General features: G+C 72.1%; 17 protein-coding genes. 9 read left to right on the top strand and 8 right to left on the bottom strand.

The genetic code is table 11. From position 1 onward, the window contains the following. Nucleotides 1-89: 89 nt before the first annotated feature. From ACZ6TB_RS10500 to ACZ6TB_RS10535, 8 genes are all read left to right on the top strand, one after another. Entirely contained in the window at nucleotides 90-509 is a 420-nt protein-coding gene (locus ACZ6TB_RS10500; RefSeq protein ID WP_465552862.1) for an SLAC1 family transporter, read from the top strand. Further along, on the top strand, nucleotides 506-913 hold the full coding sequence (locus ACZ6TB_RS10505) for a hypothetical protein (RefSeq protein ID WP_465552864.1): 408 nt from the start codon (nucleotides 506-508) through the stop codon (nucleotides 911-913). The genes ACZ6TB_RS10500 and ACZ6TB_RS10505 overlap by 4 nt, the downstream gene beginning before the upstream one ends. Continuing rightward, the gene (locus ACZ6TB_RS10510) at nucleotides 910-1,878 is read left to right on the top strand and encodes a zinc-dependent alcohol dehydrogenase family protein (protein WP_465552866.1); all 969 of its coding nucleotides are present in this window, start codon (nucleotides 910-912) and stop codon (nucleotides 1,876-1,878) included. Before ACZ6TB_RS10505 ends, ACZ6TB_RS10510 begins: the two co-directional genes overlap by 4 nt. Before the next feature lie 83 nt (nucleotides 1,879-1,961). Beyond that, nucleotides 1,962-3,215, top strand: a complete 1,254-nt coding sequence (locus ACZ6TB_RS10515) for a hypothetical protein (protein WP_465552868.1) — start codon at nucleotides 1,962-1,964, stop codon at nucleotides 3,213-3,215. 101 nt (nucleotides 3,216-3,316) lie between these two features. Further along, nucleotides 3,317-3,592, top strand: coding sequence for a hypothetical protein (locus ACZ6TB_RS10520; RefSeq protein WP_465552869.1), 276 nt, complete (start codon nucleotides 3,317-3,319; stop codon nucleotides 3,590-3,592). Between the two features lie 4 nt (nucleotides 3,593-3,596). Continuing rightward, nucleotides 3,597-5,411 carry a RiPP maturation radical SAM C-methyltransferase gene (locus ACZ6TB_RS10525; protein WP_465552871.1) on the top strand — a complete coding sequence of 605 codons (1,815 nt, stop codon included), beginning with the start codon at nucleotides 3,597-3,599 and terminating at the stop codon, nucleotides 5,409-5,411. 11 nt (nucleotides 5,412-5,422) lie between these two features. Further along, nucleotides 5,423-8,242, top strand: a complete 2,820-nt coding sequence (locus ACZ6TB_RS10530) for an AfsR/SARP family transcriptional regulator (protein WP_465552873.1) — start codon at nucleotides 5,423-5,425, stop codon at nucleotides 8,240-8,242. 92 nt (nucleotides 8,243-8,334) lie between these two features. Next, nucleotides 8,335-8,757, top strand: a complete 423-nt coding sequence (locus ACZ6TB_RS10535; RefSeq protein WP_465552875.1) for a hypothetical protein — start codon at nucleotides 8,335-8,337, stop codon at nucleotides 8,755-8,757. 40 nt (nucleotides 8,758-8,797) lie between these two features. On the opposite strand, the gene ACZ6TB_RS10540 is transcribed toward ACZ6TB_RS10535, so the two are convergent. From ACZ6TB_RS10540 to ACZ6TB_RS10565, 6 genes are all read right to left on the bottom strand, one after another. After that, nucleotides 8,798-8,989: a hypothetical protein gene (locus tag ACZ6TB_RS10540; protein ID WP_465552877.1), complete on the bottom strand. Its 192-nt coding sequence runs from the start codon at nucleotides 8,987-8,989 to the stop codon at nucleotides 8,798-8,800. Nucleotides 8,990-9,012: 23 nt separating this feature from the next. Then, nucleotides 9,013-9,807: an AfsR/SARP family transcriptional regulator gene (locus ACZ6TB_RS10545; RefSeq protein WP_465552879.1), complete on the bottom strand. Its 795-nt coding sequence runs from the start codon at nucleotides 9,805-9,807 to the stop codon at nucleotides 9,013-9,015. Continuing rightward, entirely contained in the window at nucleotides 9,783-10,097 is a 315-nt protein-coding gene (locus ACZ6TB_RS10550; RefSeq protein ID WP_465552881.1) for a hypothetical protein, read from the bottom strand. Before ACZ6TB_RS10550 ends, ACZ6TB_RS10545 begins: the two co-directional genes overlap by 25 nt. 189 nt (nucleotides 10,098-10,286) lie before the next feature. Further along, complete coding sequence (locus ACZ6TB_RS10555; RefSeq protein ID WP_465552883.1) at nucleotides 10,287-10,949, bottom strand: DUF4097 family beta strand repeat-containing protein; 663 nt, start codon at nucleotides 10,947-10,949, stop codon at nucleotides 10,287-10,289. Between the two features lie 184 nt (nucleotides 10,950-11,133). Continuing rightward, entirely contained in the window at nucleotides 11,134-11,604 is a 471-nt protein-coding gene (locus ACZ6TB_RS10560; protein WP_465552885.1) for a hypothetical protein, read from the bottom strand. Between the two features lie 645 nt (nucleotides 11,605-12,249). Continuing rightward, the gene (locus tag ACZ6TB_RS10565; RefSeq protein ID WP_465552887.1) at nucleotides 12,250-14,094 is read right to left on the bottom strand and encodes a ricin-type beta-trefoil lectin domain protein; all 1,845 of its coding nucleotides are present in this window, start codon (nucleotides 14,092-14,094) and stop codon (nucleotides 12,250-12,252) included. Between the two features lie 62 nt (nucleotides 14,095-14,156). On the opposite strand from ACZ6TB_RS10565, the gene ACZ6TB_RS10570 reads away from it, so the two are divergent. Beyond that, on the top strand, nucleotides 14,157-15,041 hold the full coding sequence (locus tag ACZ6TB_RS10570; protein ID WP_465552889.1) for an SMP-30/gluconolactonase/LRE family protein: 885 nt from the start codon (nucleotides 14,157-14,159) through the stop codon (nucleotides 15,039-15,041). Here the strand turns inward: ACZ6TB_RS10570 and ACZ6TB_RS10575 are convergent. Next, entirely contained in the window at nucleotides 15,028-15,675 is a 648-nt protein-coding gene (locus ACZ6TB_RS10575) for a GNAT family N-acetyltransferase (protein ID WP_465552891.1), read from the bottom strand. The two genes, ACZ6TB_RS10570 and ACZ6TB_RS10575, sit on opposite strands and share 14 nt — an antisense overlap. After that, nucleotides 15,672-16,280, bottom strand: a complete 609-nt coding sequence (locus ACZ6TB_RS10580) for a TetR/AcrR family transcriptional regulator (RefSeq protein WP_465552893.1) — start codon at nucleotides 16,278-16,280, stop codon at nucleotides 15,672-15,674. Before ACZ6TB_RS10580 ends, ACZ6TB_RS10575 begins: the two co-directional genes overlap by 4 nt. Nucleotides 16,281-16,295: the final 15 nt, after the last annotated feature.

Genomic DNA, 16,295 nt, shown 5'->3' on the forward strand with positions numbered 1-16,295 from the left:
TGAACGCTAACGGACGTCCACGTTCCGGTATATGACCACTGACAGGTGACCTATGTTTCGACGGCGGAATAGATCATTCGGCCGAGGGCGTGGCGCCGCACTGGCCGGCGAACGTGCTCTGGGCGCTGGCCGGCGGGTTCATCGCCTCGATCGGATGCTCGGCGCTCGGCTGGCACGAGGCGGCGACCCTGATGTTCGGCTGGGGCGCGATCTGCTGGCTGGTCCTCGGCTCGATCATCCTGCTGCGGCTGTTCACCCAGCCCGCGCTGCCGGTGCCGCTACGCCCGACGATGGCGATCGAGATGGCCTTCTCCTTCTCGTACGCCGCGGTGTTCGCCCTCGCCATGCGCTGGGTGGCCATCCGTGACCTGCCCGGCCGTGACGCCTGGGTCTGGGTCCTGCTCGCCGTCGTCACGCTCGGTCTCGCCCTGCTGGCCGAACGGTCGGTGCGGGCGATCGCGCACGGAAAGTTCCTGCCCAAGCCCGTCATCAACGAGGGGTCAAGATGACCAACGCCTCCCAGCACACGGCCGCGATCATGTTCATCGTCGTGCCGACCATCGAGTATGGCGGCTATTCGCTGCTCCGGGCCATCGGCCGCAAGGAGCCCGGCTACCTCGACAACCCGGTGCGCCGGATGATGTTCCGGGCCGGCCACGCGCACGCCGGCGTCTGGCTGATCTTCGCGCTGGTCGCGCTCCTCTGGGTCGACCAGGCGAACCTGTCCGGCGGGTGGAGCACCGTCGTCCGCGTCTGTTTCGCGGCCGGACCGATCCTCATGCCGCTGGGCTTCTTCCTCTCGGTGGCCTCGCCGCGGGCCGAGAAGCCGAACAAAATCATCGGCCTCGTGTACGCGGGCGCGGCCGCGCTCGCCATCGGAACCATCACCCTCGGCATCGGCCTGTTGCGATGAGGGCGCTCGTTCTCGAGGAGACTGGCGGCCGCCTCCGGCTGCGCGACCTGCCCCGCCCCGCGCCCGGTCCCGGCCAGGTGCTGGTGCGGATCGCCGCGAGCGGCGTCAACCCGCTCGACCTGAAGATCGTCGCCGGGGCGGCCGCGCACGCCCAGGTCACCCCGCCGGCCGTTCTCGGCATCGACCTGGCCGGCGTGGTCTCGTCGGTCGGGCCGGAGGTGACCCGCTTCGCCGCCGGCGACGAGGTCTACGGCATGACCGGCGGCGTCGGCGACCTCCAGGGGTCGCTGGCCGAGTACGCCGCGGTCGACGCCCGCCTGCTCGCGCCGAAGCCGGCGAACCTGTCGATGGCCGAGGCCGCCGCCCTGCCGCTGTCGCTGATCACCGCCTGGGAGGGCCTGGTCGACCGGGCCGCCGTCCGCCCCGGCCAGCAGGTGCTCGTGCACGGCGGCGCGGGCGGCGTCGGCCACATCGCCGTCCAGCTCGCCCGATCGCGCGGTGCGGCCGTCTTCGCCACCGGCAGCGCCGCGAGCCTCCCCGTCATCGCGGGTCTCGGGGCGACCCCGATCGACTATGCGGAGGGAAGCCCGCTGTCGGTCGTGCCCGAGGGCTTCGACGTCATCTTCGACACCGTCGGCGGCAAGGTCCTCGACGAGGCGTTCGCGTCGGTCCGCGAGTACACCGGCCACGTGGTGAGCATCCTCGGCTGGGGCAGCCACAGCCTGGCCCCGCTCTCCTTCCGCGGCGCCACCTACTCCGGCGTCTTCACCCTGCTCCCGCTGCTGACCGGCCGGAACCGCGCCCACCACGGCGCCGTGCTGACCGAGGCGAAGCTGCTGGCGGAGCAGGGTGCGCTGACGCCGCTGCTGCACCCGGAGAGGTACGACTGGGACTCCGTCGCCGAGGCCCACGAGACGGTGGGAAGCGGCCGGGCCCGTGGCAAGGTCGTGGTCACGCTCGACTGAGCTCACCCGACGGCGCTGTCGTGGACCGGACAGCTGCCGGATCAACGGCTGCGGGCCGGGTCCGGTCGCCGGAGGCTCGCGGCATGGCCGAACTCAAGCAACTCAGCGAATACGATCTGCGTCTTCGCATCGCCGCTTTGCGGAGGCAGGTGTTCGAGCAGGTCAACCCGGCGTCCAACCGGGCCGTGCTCAACCAGCTGGCGGAGGCGGAGGCCGAGGTCAGCGCGCGGGAGAAGGCCGCGTCGACCGACGCCGACGTGTCGTCGCTGGACGAGAAGCCCGTGGGCGGGCAGATCCTCGACACCGCGGACACCGTCGCGCCGCGCGCCCGGGCCCGGGCGCGGGCCCGCGCGGCGCCGGAGACAGGACTGGAGGCCCGGGCAGTCGTGCGCATGGCGCAGGTGCCGACCTCGATCTACCACCTCTATCGGCAGGACGAGAACCCGCTGGTGACCTGCACGGTCCGCAACACCAGTGGCACGACGCGACGATTGCGGATCAGCTCGTTCCTGGAGGGCTACTCGGCCAAGGCGATCGACACCCGCGAGGTGCCGTCGAAGCAGGAGATCGCCGTCAACCAGCTGCCCACCCTCTTCCACGACCGGATCCGCGATCTCGACGAGCTCACGATGGCCGAGGTCAACGTGCTGATCGAGAACCTCGACGGGCCGACCGAGCTGAACAGCACCTACCCGATTCCCCTGCTCGCCCGCACCAGCGTCCCGCTCGCCGTCAAGGATCCGGCGACCGGCAAATGGACGGACGTCTCCAAGTATTTCGGGGCTTTCGTCACGCCGAACTCGCCGAAGATCCTGGCCTTCCTGCGGACGGTGGCCGACCAGCTGCCCGAGCCGCGACTGGTGGGCTACGAGCTCGGCGCCAAGGAGGCCCGGGCCGAAGTCGAGGCGATCTTCAAGGCGCTCAAGAACGCCGGCATCATCTACGTCAACTCGGTGGTCGCGTTCAGCCCGGACGAGGGCGCGGCCGTCCAGCGGGTGCGGCTGCCCCGGGAGAGTCTCGAGGACCGCGAGGCCAACTGCATCGACGGTACGGTGCTGGTGGCGAGCCTGATGGAGGCCGCGACCCTGAATCCCGCGATCGTCATCGTGCCCGGTCACGCGTTCGTCGGGTGGGAGACCGACCAGGGGAGCGGCGAGTGGTCCTACCTGGAGACCACGATGATCGGCACCAGCACCTTCGCCGACGCGTGCGATGCGGCCGAGACCATGGCGAAGCAGTACGAGGAGCTGGCGACAACGAGCGGCGACCCGTCCAACTTCCGCCGGTGGCCGCTCAGCGAGCTCCGCACCATCCACGCCATCACCCCGACCGAGTGATGCGCCGCGGCCTGTCGGGCTGGTGTCATTTCCTTGACGCGGCTCCGATGGGCCGCGCAGCGTGAGATTCGCTACGTCCGCGGTGCCCTCGGGAGGTTCGCGTGACAAATCAGCCGGAAAACCATCTGACCCAGGAAAGACTGGAAGCCCTCAGCGCCAAGATGCCGGGCCTCGTCGAAAAACGGTTGTCGGAGGCGGACCGCGACCTTCTTCGGGTGTGCTTCCTGAAGGGTGCGGACACGTACATCGACCGGGCCGAGGCCGCGGAGAAGCCGGTGGCGATCGCCACCCTTCCCGGCGGTCGCGGAAACGACTGGAGCATCGGCCGGTATCGCGGGAAGCCCCCGGAGCCGCCGCACAAGAACTCGTCGTACTGACCCCATGGCACCGCCCGTGGTGGTCGTGTCGATGCCCTTCCTGGGCGCCGATCGGCCGTCCATTCAGGCCGGGCTGCTCGCGGCGATCGCGCGGGAGCACGGCTTCGCGGCCGCCACCCTGCATGCCAACCTCGACTTCGCCGCTCGCGTCGGCGCCGGGCCTTATGCGCGCCTCGCGGGCGGCGATCGGGGGCGGCTGTTCGGCGAATGGCTGTTCTCCGTCGCCGCGTTCGGCGACGACGCGCCGGATCCCGGGGCGGCGCTCCTCGACGCGGCCGGGGACCTGCCCGACCTCGGCGGGGCGGCCGACGCCGTACGCAAGCGGCTGCTCCGGATTCGCGAGGTCGAGGTGCCCGCGTACCTCGAGGAGCTCCTCGCCGCGTACCCCTGGGGTGAGGTCGAGGTCGCCGGGTTCAGCTGCACCTTCGAGCAGAACGCGGCCTCGTTCGCGCTGGCCCGCCTGCTCAAGCGACGCCATCCGGGCATCGTCACCGTGTTCGGCGGCGCCAACTTCGACGGCGAGATGGGCCCGGAGCTGGTCCGCACCGTCGACGCCATCGACCTGGCCGTCTCCGGCGAGGCCGACGACGCCTTTCCCCGGCTGCTGGCGGCGCTGGCGGCGGGGGAGGACCCGGCCACGATCCCGGGCGTGATCCGGCGCGGCGCCCCGATCGTGCCGCCCGCGCCGCCGATCCGCGACCTCGACGCCCTGCCGGTGCCGGACTACGGCGAGTACTTCGAGCGGGCCGGGCGGCTGGGACTGCTCGACCCGATCGCGCGGCGGCACACCACGATTCCGCTCGAGACGGCCCGCGGATGCTGGTGGGGCGCCAAGCATCACTGCACGTTCTGCGGGCTGAACGGCGCCACCATGACGTTCCGCAGCAAGTCGCCGGAGCGGGTGCTGGCCGAGCTGGCCACCCAGGCCCGCCGCACCGGCAGCTTCCGGTTCGCCGCGGTCGACAACATCCTCGACACCCGGTACCTGACCACGCTCATGCCGGAGCTCGCCGCTGGCAACTTCGGCTACCAGCTCTTCTACGAGGTGAAGGCCAACCTCAACCGGGCTCAGATCGGCCTGCTGGCCCGGGCCGGCGTCGACCGGATCCAGCCCGGCATCGAGTCGCTGAGCTCACACGTGCTCGCGCTGATGAACAAGGGCGCCACCGCCGCGCAGAACGTTAACCTGCTGCGCTGGGCGCGCTACTACGGCATCGCCACGAGCTGGAACGTCCTCTGGGGATTCCCGGGCGAGACCGGAGAGGACTACGCCGGGCAGGCCGCGCTGGTCCCGCATCTGGCGCACCTGCAACCGCCGGAGAGCGCGGGCCGGATCTGGCTGGAACGGTTCAGCCCGCTCTCCCAGATCAGGAACAAGCCGGAGCCGGGCTATCGGTACGTGTACCCGAGGCGCGTGGACCTCGACCGGGTGGCGTATTTCTTCCAGTCGAGCCTGCCCGATGCGTTACCCGATGACGCGTACGGTGAAATGATCTCGGTGGTGACCGCCTGGCAGGAGGCTTGGCAGCAAGCCCGGCCGACGCTGGTTTTCTGGTCCGCGCCCGGTTACCTGCAGGTCTACGACGGTCGCCGGCCGGGCTCGGAGGGCACCTACTCGTTCGAGGGCGCCGCCGCGGACGTCTACGCGGCGTGCAGCGACCGGCCGATCCGCGCGTCCAAGGTGCACGAGCGGCTCGGCCTGCGCGAGCCGGTCCGCGTCGTCGAGCGGATGATCGACCGGTTCCGGCGGCTCGGCCTGATGCTCGTGGACGGGGATGCCGCGCTCGCGCTGGCCCTGCCGGCCGTCGGCCCGCGGTAGGTGCGACGGCGATGACCGGGCTCCGGTACGCGGTGCTGGGCCCTCTCGGCGTACGGCGGGATGACCGCCCGGTGGCCCTCGGCCCGTTGCAGCAGCAGGTGGTGCTCGGCGTCCTGCTGTTGCAGGACGGCCGGCCGATCGGGCTGACCGCGATGATCGACGCGGTGTGGGGCGACGCCCCGCCCGTGTCGGCCGTCAACCTCGTGCAGCGGCACGTCTCCGCCCTGCGTCGCGTCCTCGAACCGGACCGGCCGGCGCGCGCCACCGAGAGCCGCCTGACCTGGACCGCGGCCGGGTATCGGCTGGCCCTCGCCGGCGACGCGCTCGACCTGGCCGAGTTCGGGGCCGGCGTGCGCCGAGCCCGGCTCGCCCGCGACGCCGGCGACGCCAAGGCGGCGGCGGCCCAGCTTCGCGAGGCGCTGCAGCTCTGGCGCGGACCGTTGTGCGACGGCCTGTCCAGCCCGCTGCTCGACGCCGAGCGCGACCGGATGGCCGACCGCCGGCTCACCGTGCTCCAGGACCGGATCGAGCTCGACCTCGCGGTCGGCGCCGACCCGGCGCTGATCGACGAGCTGCGGCGCCTGGTCGCCGCCCATCCGCTGCGCGAACGGCTGCACGAGCTTCTCCTGCTCGCCCTGCACCGGGCCGGGCGCCGGGCCGACGCGCTGACCGCGTTCCGGCAGGCCCGGCGGACGCTGATCGACGAGCTCGGCATCGAACCGGCCCGGCCGCTTCAACTGCTGCACCAGCGCATCCTCGCCGGCGACCCGAGCCTCGCCCCGGCGGCCGCCCGGCCGGTCGCGGTCGCGACGTCGGCGGCGCCGGCCCAACTGCCGCACGCGCCGTCCGGTTTCGTCGGCCGGGGGAGCGAGCTCGACATCCTGAACCGGCTGCTGGAGGGCGATCCGGCGCCGGGCGCGACGGCCGTGCTGACCGCGATCTGCGGCACGGCCGGGGTCGGCAAGACCACGTTGGCGGTGACCTGGGCGCACAGCGTGCGCGACCGATTCCCGGACGGGCAGCTGTACGCGAACCTGCGCGGCTTCGACCCGAGCAGCCCCCCGCTCGACCCCGGGCGGGCCGTTCGCGGGTTCCTCGAGGCGTTCGCCGTGCCGCCGGAGCGCATCGGGCCCGATCTGGACGGTCAGGCCGCGCTGTTCCGCAGCGTCGTGGCCGGCAAGCGGGTTCTCTTCGTGCTGGACAACGCCCGCGACGCCGAGCAGGTCCGCCCCCTGCTGCCGGGGTCGCCGGGCAGCCTCGTGCTGGTGACCAGCCGGGACCAGATGCTGAGCCTCACCGCCATCGACGGCGCCCGGATCGTGCCGCTCGGCCTGATGTCCCCGGGCGAGGCCCGCGAGCTGCTGGCCCGGCGGCTCGGCGCGGCCCGGCTGGACGCGGAGCCGGCCGGCGCCGACGAGATCATCACCCGGTGTGCGCGTCTCCCGCTGGCGCTGTCGGTGGTGACCGCGCGGGCCGCGGCCAACCCGCAGTTCCGGCTGGCCGCGGTGGCCGACGAGCTGCGGCGGGCGCATGGGCGGCTGGACGTCTTCGGCGCCGGCGACCTGGCCACCGACGTACGGGCGGTGCTCGCCTGCTCGTACCGGGCCCTGAGCCGGCCCGGCGCCCGCCTGTTCCGGCTCCTCGGCCTGCATCCGGGGCCGGAGGTCTCGGTGCCGGCGGCGGCCGGGATCGCGGGGGAGCCGATCGGGTCGGTGCGCGTGCTGCTGGAGGAGCTGACCCGGGCCCATCTGATCGCCGAGCGGGCGCCGGGACGGTTCGCCCAGCACGACCTGCTCCGGGTCTTCGCCGGCGAGCTCGCCGCGAGCGAGGAATCGGCCGGTGACCGGAGTTCGGCGGTCCGCCGCGGTCTCGATCACTACCTGCACACCGCGTACGCCGCCGACCGGGCGCTCAACCCGTACCGGGACGACCCGATCGCGCTCGCGCCGGCCGATCCCGCGGTGCCGGTCGAGCGGCCGGCCGGGTTGCACGCCGCGCTGGCCTGGTTCGCCACCGAGGAGCCGGCGTTGCTGGCCGCGCTGCGGATGGCCGTGCGGGAGGGGTTCGACTCGCACGCCTGGCAGCTCGGGTGGACGCTGACGCAGGTTCTGGACCGGGAGGGTCATTGGCACGACTCGGCCGCGGTGCAGGAACGCGCGCTGGAGGCGGCGATCCGCGTGGGGGATCCGCGGGGTGAGGCGGTCAGCCTCGGGTGCCTCGCGTACGCGTACATCCGGCTGAACCGGCTCGACGAGGCGCGCGAGCGCCTGCTGCGTGCGGGCCGGCTCTACGAGCGGCTGGGCGAGCACCTCGGCATGGCGCACGTGCGCCGCACCCTGGCCTGGATTCTCGACTGCCAGGGCCGCTACCGGGAGGCGCTGCCGGAGGCCGAGGCCGCGTTCGATCTCTTCCGGCGGGGTGGCAGCCGGACCGGGCAGGCGCGGGCGCTCAACGCGATCGGCTGGTTCCGGTCGCAGCTGGGCGAGCCGGAGGTCGCGCTCGGCCACTGCACCCGGGCGCTGACCCTGCTGCGCGAGACCGACGACCGGTTCGACCAGGCGTACACGCTGGACAGTCTCGGCCGCATCCACCGCCAGATGGCCCGGCCCGACCGGGCGGTGGACTGCTATCGGCGGGCGGCCGAGCTGTACGCGGAGTTCGGCGACCGCTACAACGAAGGGGTGTCGCTGGCCCGGCTCGGGGACGCGCTGGCCGAGACCGGCGACCGCGACGGCGCCGTCCGCGCCTGGGCCGGGGCCGTGCGCGTCCTCGACGAGCTCGGGCACCCGGAGGCCGACGAGATTCGGCGCCGGCTCGACTTAACCGATTAGCGCGGCCGGTTAGGCGCGAGGTAAGCGCCGGGGAAGGGGGGCGGCCGATGCTTCCGGGGTCGACAGCGTGGCGCTGTCACGGAGAGGAAGACGTGTCCCTGATCCAGTTCCCCAACCAGCTCTTCGGCCCGGGCGACTTCACGGCGCAGGTGCTGGACAACAACGGCCAGCCCGCCGACGTGCTCGAGGCCGGCCTGGACTTCAAGATCGAGACGTCCTGGAAGATCGGGCCGCTCGCCGCGCTGCTGCTCGGTGGCGAGTGGACGGTGGCGGCGTACGCCGAGTCGATCGGTCCCGGTCCGGAGAAGCAGATCGGCTTCAAGAACGTGCCGCTGAACGGCCAGGAGAACTACGCGGCGACCATCGACGTGTTCGCGGGCACGCTGCCCAACGACCCGCCGCCGGCCACGAGCAGTGGCGCCTACAAGGTGGTCGTGGTGCTGACCCACCGCAACTTCACCAAGATCAGCAACGTGGCCGCGGTGGTCGAGGGCCCGGTCCTCCGCATCGCCTGACCCACGCCGGTGGCGGCCCTCGCACGAGGGTCGCCACCTGCTATCGCTGGGTCACCGTCGCGGTCAGCTCGATGTCGCCGATGGACCCCCGGTGCAGCGCGGCGCGGTCGCCGTGATCGATGATCACCAGCTCGCCGGTGTCGCGTTCGATGCCGAGACGGCGGCCGCAGGACTCGCACTCGAACAGCAGGCCGCCCGCGGAGACCGTCCCGGTCAGACGATGTTCGGTCATGGCCCGACGCTACGCCGAGCCGCTCACGAGGCAAGGCGGGCGCCTCGCTCGTGGCGAGGATGGCACAGTTCCCGGAAGTACTCGGTGGTCCGGGCCGACGGCGCCACTCGCAGGGTCGTCCACAGCAGCTCGACCAGCCGGTGGTACTGCGACAGCGCGAGATGCCGGTGGCCGGCCGCCGCATAGCAGGCCATCAGCTGCCGGTGCACGCCCTCGTTGCACGGGTCGATCTCGAGCAGCCGCCGGGCCAGGATCGTGGCCGTCCCGTGGGCGCCGCGCTCCCGGTGCCGCTCGATCAGCCGGCCCTGGACGCCGATGACGTCGAGGCGCAGCGCTTCCCGGAGCGGGACGGCCCAGCCGGCGTACGGCTCATCGGCCAGGAACTCGCCCTCGTAGAGCTGGCACGCCGCCTCGTAGGCGCGGATCGCCGCGCCGGGATCGCCCCGCCGCTCGGCCCGCGCCCCGTCCGACCGGTACGCCGCGAACTGCTCGAGGTCGGTCCAGACGGTGACCGCGCCACCGATCCGATAGGCGTCGAAGCGCCGCTCGATCGCCGCGGCCGGGTGCGCGTCCCGCAGCGCCCGCCGCACGTGGCTGAGCGTGACGTGCAGGTTGTTGCGGGCCGCGGCCGGCGTCGCACCCGGCCAGAACGTGTCGGCCAGCACGTCCCGATGCGCCGGCGCCCGCCGGTTGGCCAGCAGATAGGCCAGTAGTTGCCGGGTTCGCCGCCGCGACGCCGTGTCCACGGCGACGTCGTCGACGGTCACCCGGAAGCCGCCGAGGAAGCGCGCCATCAGCAGCGGCCGTTCGTCGGACATGGTTCCACCTCCCGCACGATGGGCCTGGTTGCCCGGGTCTCATCGTGCGAGAGGCCGTTGCACTGCTCGTTGCACTGCCCACCACCGCCGGGCCGTTCGCGCTGTCCCGGGCGGACGCCGCCGAGCGACTGCGCGACCAGGGGCAGCGAGCGGCTCATCGAGGCGTCATCGCCGTGGTGAGCCGGGATCGGCACCGCCTTCGAGCCGCCGAGGCCGGTCGCCGTCGAGGCCGCCGCGGCCCGATCGGCCGGCCAGGTGCCGATGCTGCTGTCGGGTATCTGCAACACCACCGTGGGGATGCTCGCCGCCCTGACCCATCGCTTCGGCGACCCTGGCCTCGTACGACCCTGCCCACGATCCGCAGGGCCGGATGGCGGACACCGCCCCGGGAGCTGCTGGGCCGAGTTGAGCGGCGCGGCCGGCGGCGTGATCGCCGCCGGCCGGACTGGTCGCTCGCGGATCGCTCGCATCTGACGGCGTCAGAGGCTGCGGGCGGTGACGTTGCCGTAGGAGGTGGTGGCGCGGATGGCGAGTTGTGGTTCGCCGTCGTTCTTGAGGGTGTTGTGGATGCGGCCGTAGCTGGTGCCGGCGTCGAGGGTGGCGGAGACGCCGGGGGCGGCGTCGATGGTGAGGCTGCCGGCCTGGGTGGTCAGGACGACGTCGCCGCGGGTGGCTTCGGTGATGGTGATGTCGCCTTTCTGGACGTTGATCTGGGCGGGGCCGGTGAGGCGGCCGATGGTGACGTCGCCGGCGGAGACGCTGAGCCGGGCGGTGCCGGCTTCGTCGAGCTTGACTTCGCCGTAGGCGCCGTCGAAGGCGACGTCGCCGAGGCGGCCGACGGCGCGGAAGCTGACGGCGGCGGTGGTGGCCTGCACGGCCGAGCCGGTGGGCAGCTGGATGGTGACTTCGATCGAGCCGGAGGGGCCGAAGAGCTGGTTCGTGGTGGAGGCGTCGACGCGCAGGACGCCGTCGGTGTAGGTGACGGTGGTTTCCTGGGCGACCTTGACGTCGCGGGTCTTGGTGGGGTCGGCGGGCTGGATGTCGACGACGGTGTCGGTGCGCTCGGCGGCGATCAGTTGGACCCGGCCGGCGGGGATGTCGATGACGGCGGTGATCGGGGCGGTGGTGGGGTAGGTGGTCATCGTGCGCTCCTTGCACTCGTTGTTTCCGATGTGGGAAACGCTACGTTGCGTTCACCATCTAGGCAACACGCTTGTTGCACTTAGCAGCAGAAAGCCCAGTTCAAAGGCGCAATATTGTTGCAACGGCTCGATACTTAACGCAACGTCAGCCAAACAGATCGTTGCATTGGCTAAAAGATGAACGCTAAGCCGGAACGACGGTCAGCCGCCGCAGGCGCGCCCGGGCGGCGAGCACCTCGGCGATCAGCAGAAGCCCGGCCAGCACCCGGACGCCCATGCCGACGAGGATGCCCTGGCCGCTGCTGAGCCCGAGCAGCGGATGAAGACACGCGGACAGCAGGACGGCGGCGCCGTAGGCCGGCAGGAACCAGCGCCGGATGACGAGGTTGCCGTCGGCGCCGTGGCGCTCGGCCAGCGCGCGCATGCGCCGGTTCCACACCGCGAGGGCGATCAGGGTGCCGACGACGACCGCCAGCCAGGCCAGCGAGACGGTCAGCGTCGTCGCGAGCCGGCCGGGCGCGGCGCGGTCGAGGTCACCGTCGGCGGGCAGGCCGAGCGCCGCCTTCGCGACCAGGCCGCTGAGGGCGAGATGGACCACGGCCAGGCCGATGACGACCCACCCGGTCGCCGGCGTGGCCGGTCGCTCCAACGGCATCGATGTCTCCCCTCGGGACGCACACGATAGTCGGCGGCCACCGATGAGTTCGCGGGAGGCGGCCGGTCCATATGCGCATACATACGTGAGGGGTCTCAGGTGACCGGCAAGGTGATCGTTGGCGCGGCCGTTTCGATCGACGGGTTCATCGCGGATCGCGATGACGGGGTCGGCCCGCTGTTCGACTGGTACTTCAACGGCGACGAGGAGATGGTTCCCCTCCCGGGGCGATACCGGCCCCAGGGCGGCTACCGGCCGGCGCCCGCCAGTGCGGCGCTGCTGCGGGAGACCTGGCCGAAGGTCGGCGCGACGGTGATCGGGCGGCGGCTGTTCGACCTGACCGACGGGTGGCGCGGCACGCCCGCGGTCGGCGACCACGTCGTCGTGGTGACCCACCGCGACCCGGGCGACTGGCCGAGCCGCTATCCGGGCGCGCCCTACGAGTTCGCCCGCGACGGAATCGAGGCGGCGGTGCGGCGGGCGCCGGCGTCCGGTTCTTCGGCGAGCACGAGGTTCCCCGCACGATGCTGGACAACCCGCGGGTGCTCGAGAGCGACCGGGTCACGCACCTGCGCTACGCCGTGCGGTGAGAACGAGCGCCCCGGCGCCGGAGAGAAGCCGGCAAGCCGGCGCCGGGGCACGCGATCAGGCGGGCAGGGTCCACTTCTGGTTGGCGGAGGCGAAGCAGTCCCAGATCTGCAGGCGGGTGCCGTCGGCCGAGCTCGGGCCGGTGGCGTCCAGGCACTTGCCCAGGGAGCGCAGCGTGCCGTCGGTGGAGGCCGTCCACTGCTGGGCCGCCGTGCCGTTGCAGTCGTAGATCTGGACCTTCGTGCCGTTGGCCGAGTTGGCGGCGGGCACGTCCAGGCACTTGCCCAGGGACCGGACCGTGCCGTCGGCGCCGACCGTCCACGTCTGGGCGGCGGTGCCGTTGCACGTGTAGAGCTGGACGGCGGTGCCGTTGGCGGGATTGGCTCCGGCCACGTCGACGCACTTTCCGCCGTACCCGCTGATCTGGCCGGTCCGCGACGGCCCGGCGCCGGCATCGCCCGCCCCGGCCCAGACGTAGGTGCCGGTGGTCTTGGCCGGCAGGGTGGCGGTGAACTGGCGCGTGCCGGCCCGCAGCGTGAACGCCTGGTTCGCCGAGGTCTGGTTGACCACGACGGTGACCAGCGAGTTGTCGGGGTTGACGAAGGCCACATTGGTGACCGAGCCGGTCGAGCCGTAACCGGTGGCCACCCGCTTGGCGCCCGCCTTCACGAACTTCGAGAACTGGGCGACCATGTTGTAGTCCGGCAGCTTCCAGAACGTGTCGGGGCTCGACGGGCTCTGCACCAGCATGGTCGGGTCGGGCGAGCCGGACCAGCGCTCGGGCGAGCGGTTCTGGTCCAGCATGGACACCCAGCCCTCGTAGAGGGTGGCCTGGTTGCGGAAGTACTGGACGATCCGGTCGGCGCCGGCGGTGCCCCAGACCGAGCGCTCGGTCATCAGCACGTCTTTGTCGGGGTACGTCGCCTTCACCGTCGCCATCGCCGACGGATCGCCGGCGTAGTCGTGGAACGCGATGCCGTCGACCGAGGACCGGGCGTCGGCCGTGAGCACGCCGGCGGCGTACGAGGCGCCCTCGGAGAAGTTGTGGTCGAACGCCCAGATCTTCGTCGTCGGCAGCTCCGCGCGGACCGCCTTGGCCAGCTGGCGCTCCTGGTCGGCCGACACGAGCATGCCGGGATAGTCGGCCGGCTGGAACAGCGGCTCGTTCTGCAGGGTGAGCGCGTAGATCGGGATGCCCTGCGCCGCATACGCCCGCACCGCCTTGCCGTAGTAGGCGGCCAGGTTCGGGATGTACTGGCTGAGCAGGCTGCCCCCGATGATGGCGTTGCTCGTCTTCATCCACGGCGGGGCGCTCCACGCGCTCGCGAAGATCTTCAGGTTCGGGTTGATCGCGAGGGCCTGCTGGAGCGTCGAGATGATGTGGTAGTCGATGTCGCGCTGGATCGAGAAGCGCGCCAGCGTCGGGTCGGCGGCGCCGTCGTCGTACGTGTAGAAGTCGTGCGAGGTGAAGTCGCTGGTGCCCAGGGTGATCCGGGCGACGTTGAAGCCGGCGCCGTTGACCGGGTCGACCAGCGCGCGCAGGGCGGCGTCGCGGCCGGCCGCGCTCATCCGGGAGAGGTTGTAGATGGTGGACTCCTCGAGCGAGGAGCCGACGCCGAGCACGGTCTGGTACTTCTGGGTCGTGTCGACCGTGATGGTCGCCGTGCCGCCGGCGGCCGCGGTCGCCAGGTCGGCCTGGCGGCTCAGCTGGTACGGCGTGCCGGCCAGCCCGGTGGCCGGGTTGGTGTACCAGTTGCCGTTCTTGGGCTCGTAGCCGGCGGTGCGCGACTCGGAGCTGAGGTAGACCTGGACGGTGGTGGCGGCGGCCGCCTGAGCGGGTGCGGCGAGGCCGGTGGTGGCGACGACCGCGGCGGCAACGGCCGCTAGTTTGGTACGGGACATGGGGCCTCTCCGGCTAATTTCAGGACGTGAATTAATCCTTGCGTGCGGATCGAGGACAGTCAATGGTGGAAAAGATCAGGGCGCGCTTCGAGGTTCTCGACGAGCGCTTCAAGCGGGTCGGCGGCGACGAGTGGATGGAGCGCCTGTTCGACGGCGGGCGCTGGACCGAGGGCCCGGCCTACGTTCCGGCCGGCCGCTACCTGGTCTTCAGCGACATCCCCAACGATCGGGTGCTGCGCTGGGACGAGACGACCGGCGCCGTCGGCGTGCTGCGTCAGCCGGCCGACTACGCCAACGGCCGCACGCTCGACCGGCGTGGCCGCCTGGTGAGCTGCGACCAGGGCACGCGGCGGGTGACCCGGGTCGAGCACGACGGCTCGGTGACGGTGCTCGCCGACCGATACGAGGGCAACCGGTTCAACAGCCCCAACGACGTGGTCGAGCACTCGGACGGCGGCATCTGGTTCACCGACCCGAGCTACGGCATCGACAGCGACTACGAGGGCAACCGGGCCGATTCCGAGCTCGACGGCTGTCACGTCTACCGGATCGACCCGGGCGGCGACGTCCGCCGCGTCGCCGACGACTTCGACCGCCCGAACGGGCTGGCCTTCGGCGCCGGCGAGAGCATCCTCTACATCGCCGACTCGCGCCGGAACCACATCCGCCGCTTCGACGTCGAGAACGGCGTGCTGACCGGCGGCGACGTCTTCGCCACCTGCGACGCCGGGACGTTCGACGGCCTGCGCCTGGACACCGAGGGCCGGCTCTGGGCCGCCGCCCACGACGGCCTGCACTGCTTCGCGCCGGACGGCACGCTGCTCGGCAAGCTGCACGTGCCCGAGATCGCGTCGAACCTGACCTTCGGCGGCGCCCGGCGCAACCACCTCTTCATCACCGCGACGTCGTCGGTCTACGGCATCAGGGTGAACGTCAACGGGCAGTGAGAACCGGCTTGCACTCCTGGACCCCGGACAGCTCGATGTCCGAACGCCGCCGCGCCGCCCACGCCTCCCGGGTCATCCGCCAGCACCGCAGCTCGGTGGCCGCACCGCGGCGGGTGGCCCAGGCGGTGCCGTTGGGGGCGTAGCCGAGCACCTCGGACACCCGGTTCGACGCGTGGTTGTCGACGAACGCGTCGGTGGTCGCCTCGCGGGCGCCGAAGCCCTCGAAGGCCAGGTGCAGGACCGCGGCCCGGGCCTCCCGGCCGATCCCGCGGCCACGCGCGCCCGGCGCCAGCCAGGAGAACGTCGTGACCGTGCCGAGGGCGGCGAAGTCGCGGCCGATCAGGTCCTGCATGCCGACCGGCTCGCCGTCGTCGCAGACCACGAAGTACAACCGCCAGAACGCGGCGCTCACCTTCGCCCGCCCGGCCCAGATCGCGCGCATCCAGCGCCACTCCCGCTCGGGACTGTCCTCGTAGAGCGACATCGGATCGTCGAACGGCAGCGGCTGGTCGTCGCGGACGACGCCGGCCCGGACCACCGGCGCGAGGCGCTCCAGCATCTCGTCGGTGGCGGCGGCGAGGGTCAGCCGCGGGGTGCGGACGGTCAGGTTGAGCGGCGGGTAGGCGGACGTCACCGGCGGGCCTCCAACGCGTCGACGAGCAGCTGCAGCATCCGGCCCGCCTGCTCGACGTCGGCGGCGGCCAGCATGATCCCGGCCATACTGGCCGAGACGTCCGCCGGCCGCACGTCATTTCGGAGGCTGCCGTCGGCCCGGCCGGCCTCGAGGATGGCGGCGATCGCGCCGTTGAGGTGCTCGCGGGTCTGCCCCGAGCTGATCGCGCCGCTGGCGATCACCGCGCGCAGGGCCTCGGCCATGCCGTGCTTGGTGGCGACGAAGTCCTGGTAGCGGCGCATCCACTCGCGCATGGCGCCGGCCGGCGGCAGATCGGCCAGCAGCTCGGGGGCCAGGGCCGAAAGGCGGGCGAGCTCGCTGCGGTAGACCTCCTCGACCAGCGCCTCGCGGGACGGGAAGTTGCGGTACAGCGTGCCGATGCCGACGCCGGCCTCCTGGGCGATCGTCTCGATCTTGACGGGATCCGGGCCGGCCCGCAGCACGCGGGCGGCGGCCTCGACGATCCGCTGCCGGTTGCGCTGGGCGTCCTTGCGAGAAACCGGAATCGCCTCCGCTTCTGCTACGGTGGGTCTCGGGCAAGCGGAATCGGTTCCGCTTAGCGTCATCCTAGCCGGGAGGAC

Source organism: Actinoplanes sp. NPDC051537, assembly GCF_055586105.1.

What these genes read in the sequence shown, in the direction of transcription:
- ACZ6TB_RS10505 (WP_465552864.1), top strand. Translation starts at nt 506, where the DNA reads ATGACCAACGCCTCCCAGCACACGGCCGCGATCATGTTCATCGTCGTG.
- ACZ6TB_RS10510 (WP_465552866.1), top strand. Translation starts at nt 910, where the DNA reads ATGAGGGCGCTCGTTCTCGAGGAGACTGGCGGCCGCCTCCGGCTGCGC.
- ACZ6TB_RS10515 (WP_465552868.1), top strand. Translation starts at nt 1,962, where the DNA reads ATGGCCGAACTCAAGCAACTCAGCGAATACGATCTGCGTCTTCGCATC.
- ACZ6TB_RS10525 (WP_465552871.1), top strand. Translation starts at nt 3,597, where the DNA reads ATGGCACCGCCCGTGGTGGTCGTGTCGATGCCCTTCCTGGGCGCCGAT.
- ACZ6TB_RS10530 (WP_465552873.1), top strand. Translation starts at nt 5,423, where the DNA reads ATGACCGGGCTCCGGTACGCGGTGCTGGGCCCTCTCGGCGTACGGCGG.
- ACZ6TB_RS10540 (WP_465552877.1), bottom strand. Translation starts at nt 8,989, where the DNA reads ATGACCGAACATCGTCTGACCGGGACGGTCTCCGCGGGCGGCCTGCTG.
- ACZ6TB_RS10545 (WP_465552879.1), bottom strand. Translation starts at nt 9,807, where the DNA reads ATGTCCGACGAACGGCCGCTGCTGATGGCGCGCTTCCTCGGCGGCTTC.
- ACZ6TB_RS10555 (WP_465552883.1), bottom strand. Translation starts at nt 10,949, where the DNA reads ATGACCACCTACCCCACCACCGCCCCGATCACCGCCGTCATCGACATC.
- ACZ6TB_RS10560 (WP_465552885.1), bottom strand. Translation starts at nt 11,604, where the DNA reads ATGCCGTTGGAGCGACCGGCCACGCCGGCGACCGGGTGGGTCGTCATC.
- ACZ6TB_RS10565 (WP_465552887.1), bottom strand. Translation starts at nt 14,094, where the DNA reads ATGTCCCGTACCAAACTAGCGGCCGTTGCCGCCGCGGTCGTCGCCACC.
- ACZ6TB_RS10570 (WP_465552889.1), top strand. Translation starts at nt 14,157, where the DNA reads ATGGTGGAAAAGATCAGGGCGCGCTTCGAGGTTCTCGACGAGCGCTTC.
- ACZ6TB_RS10580 (WP_465552893.1), bottom strand. Translation starts at nt 16,280, where the DNA reads ATGACGCTAAGCGGAACCGATTCCGCTTGCCCGAGACCCACCGTAGCA.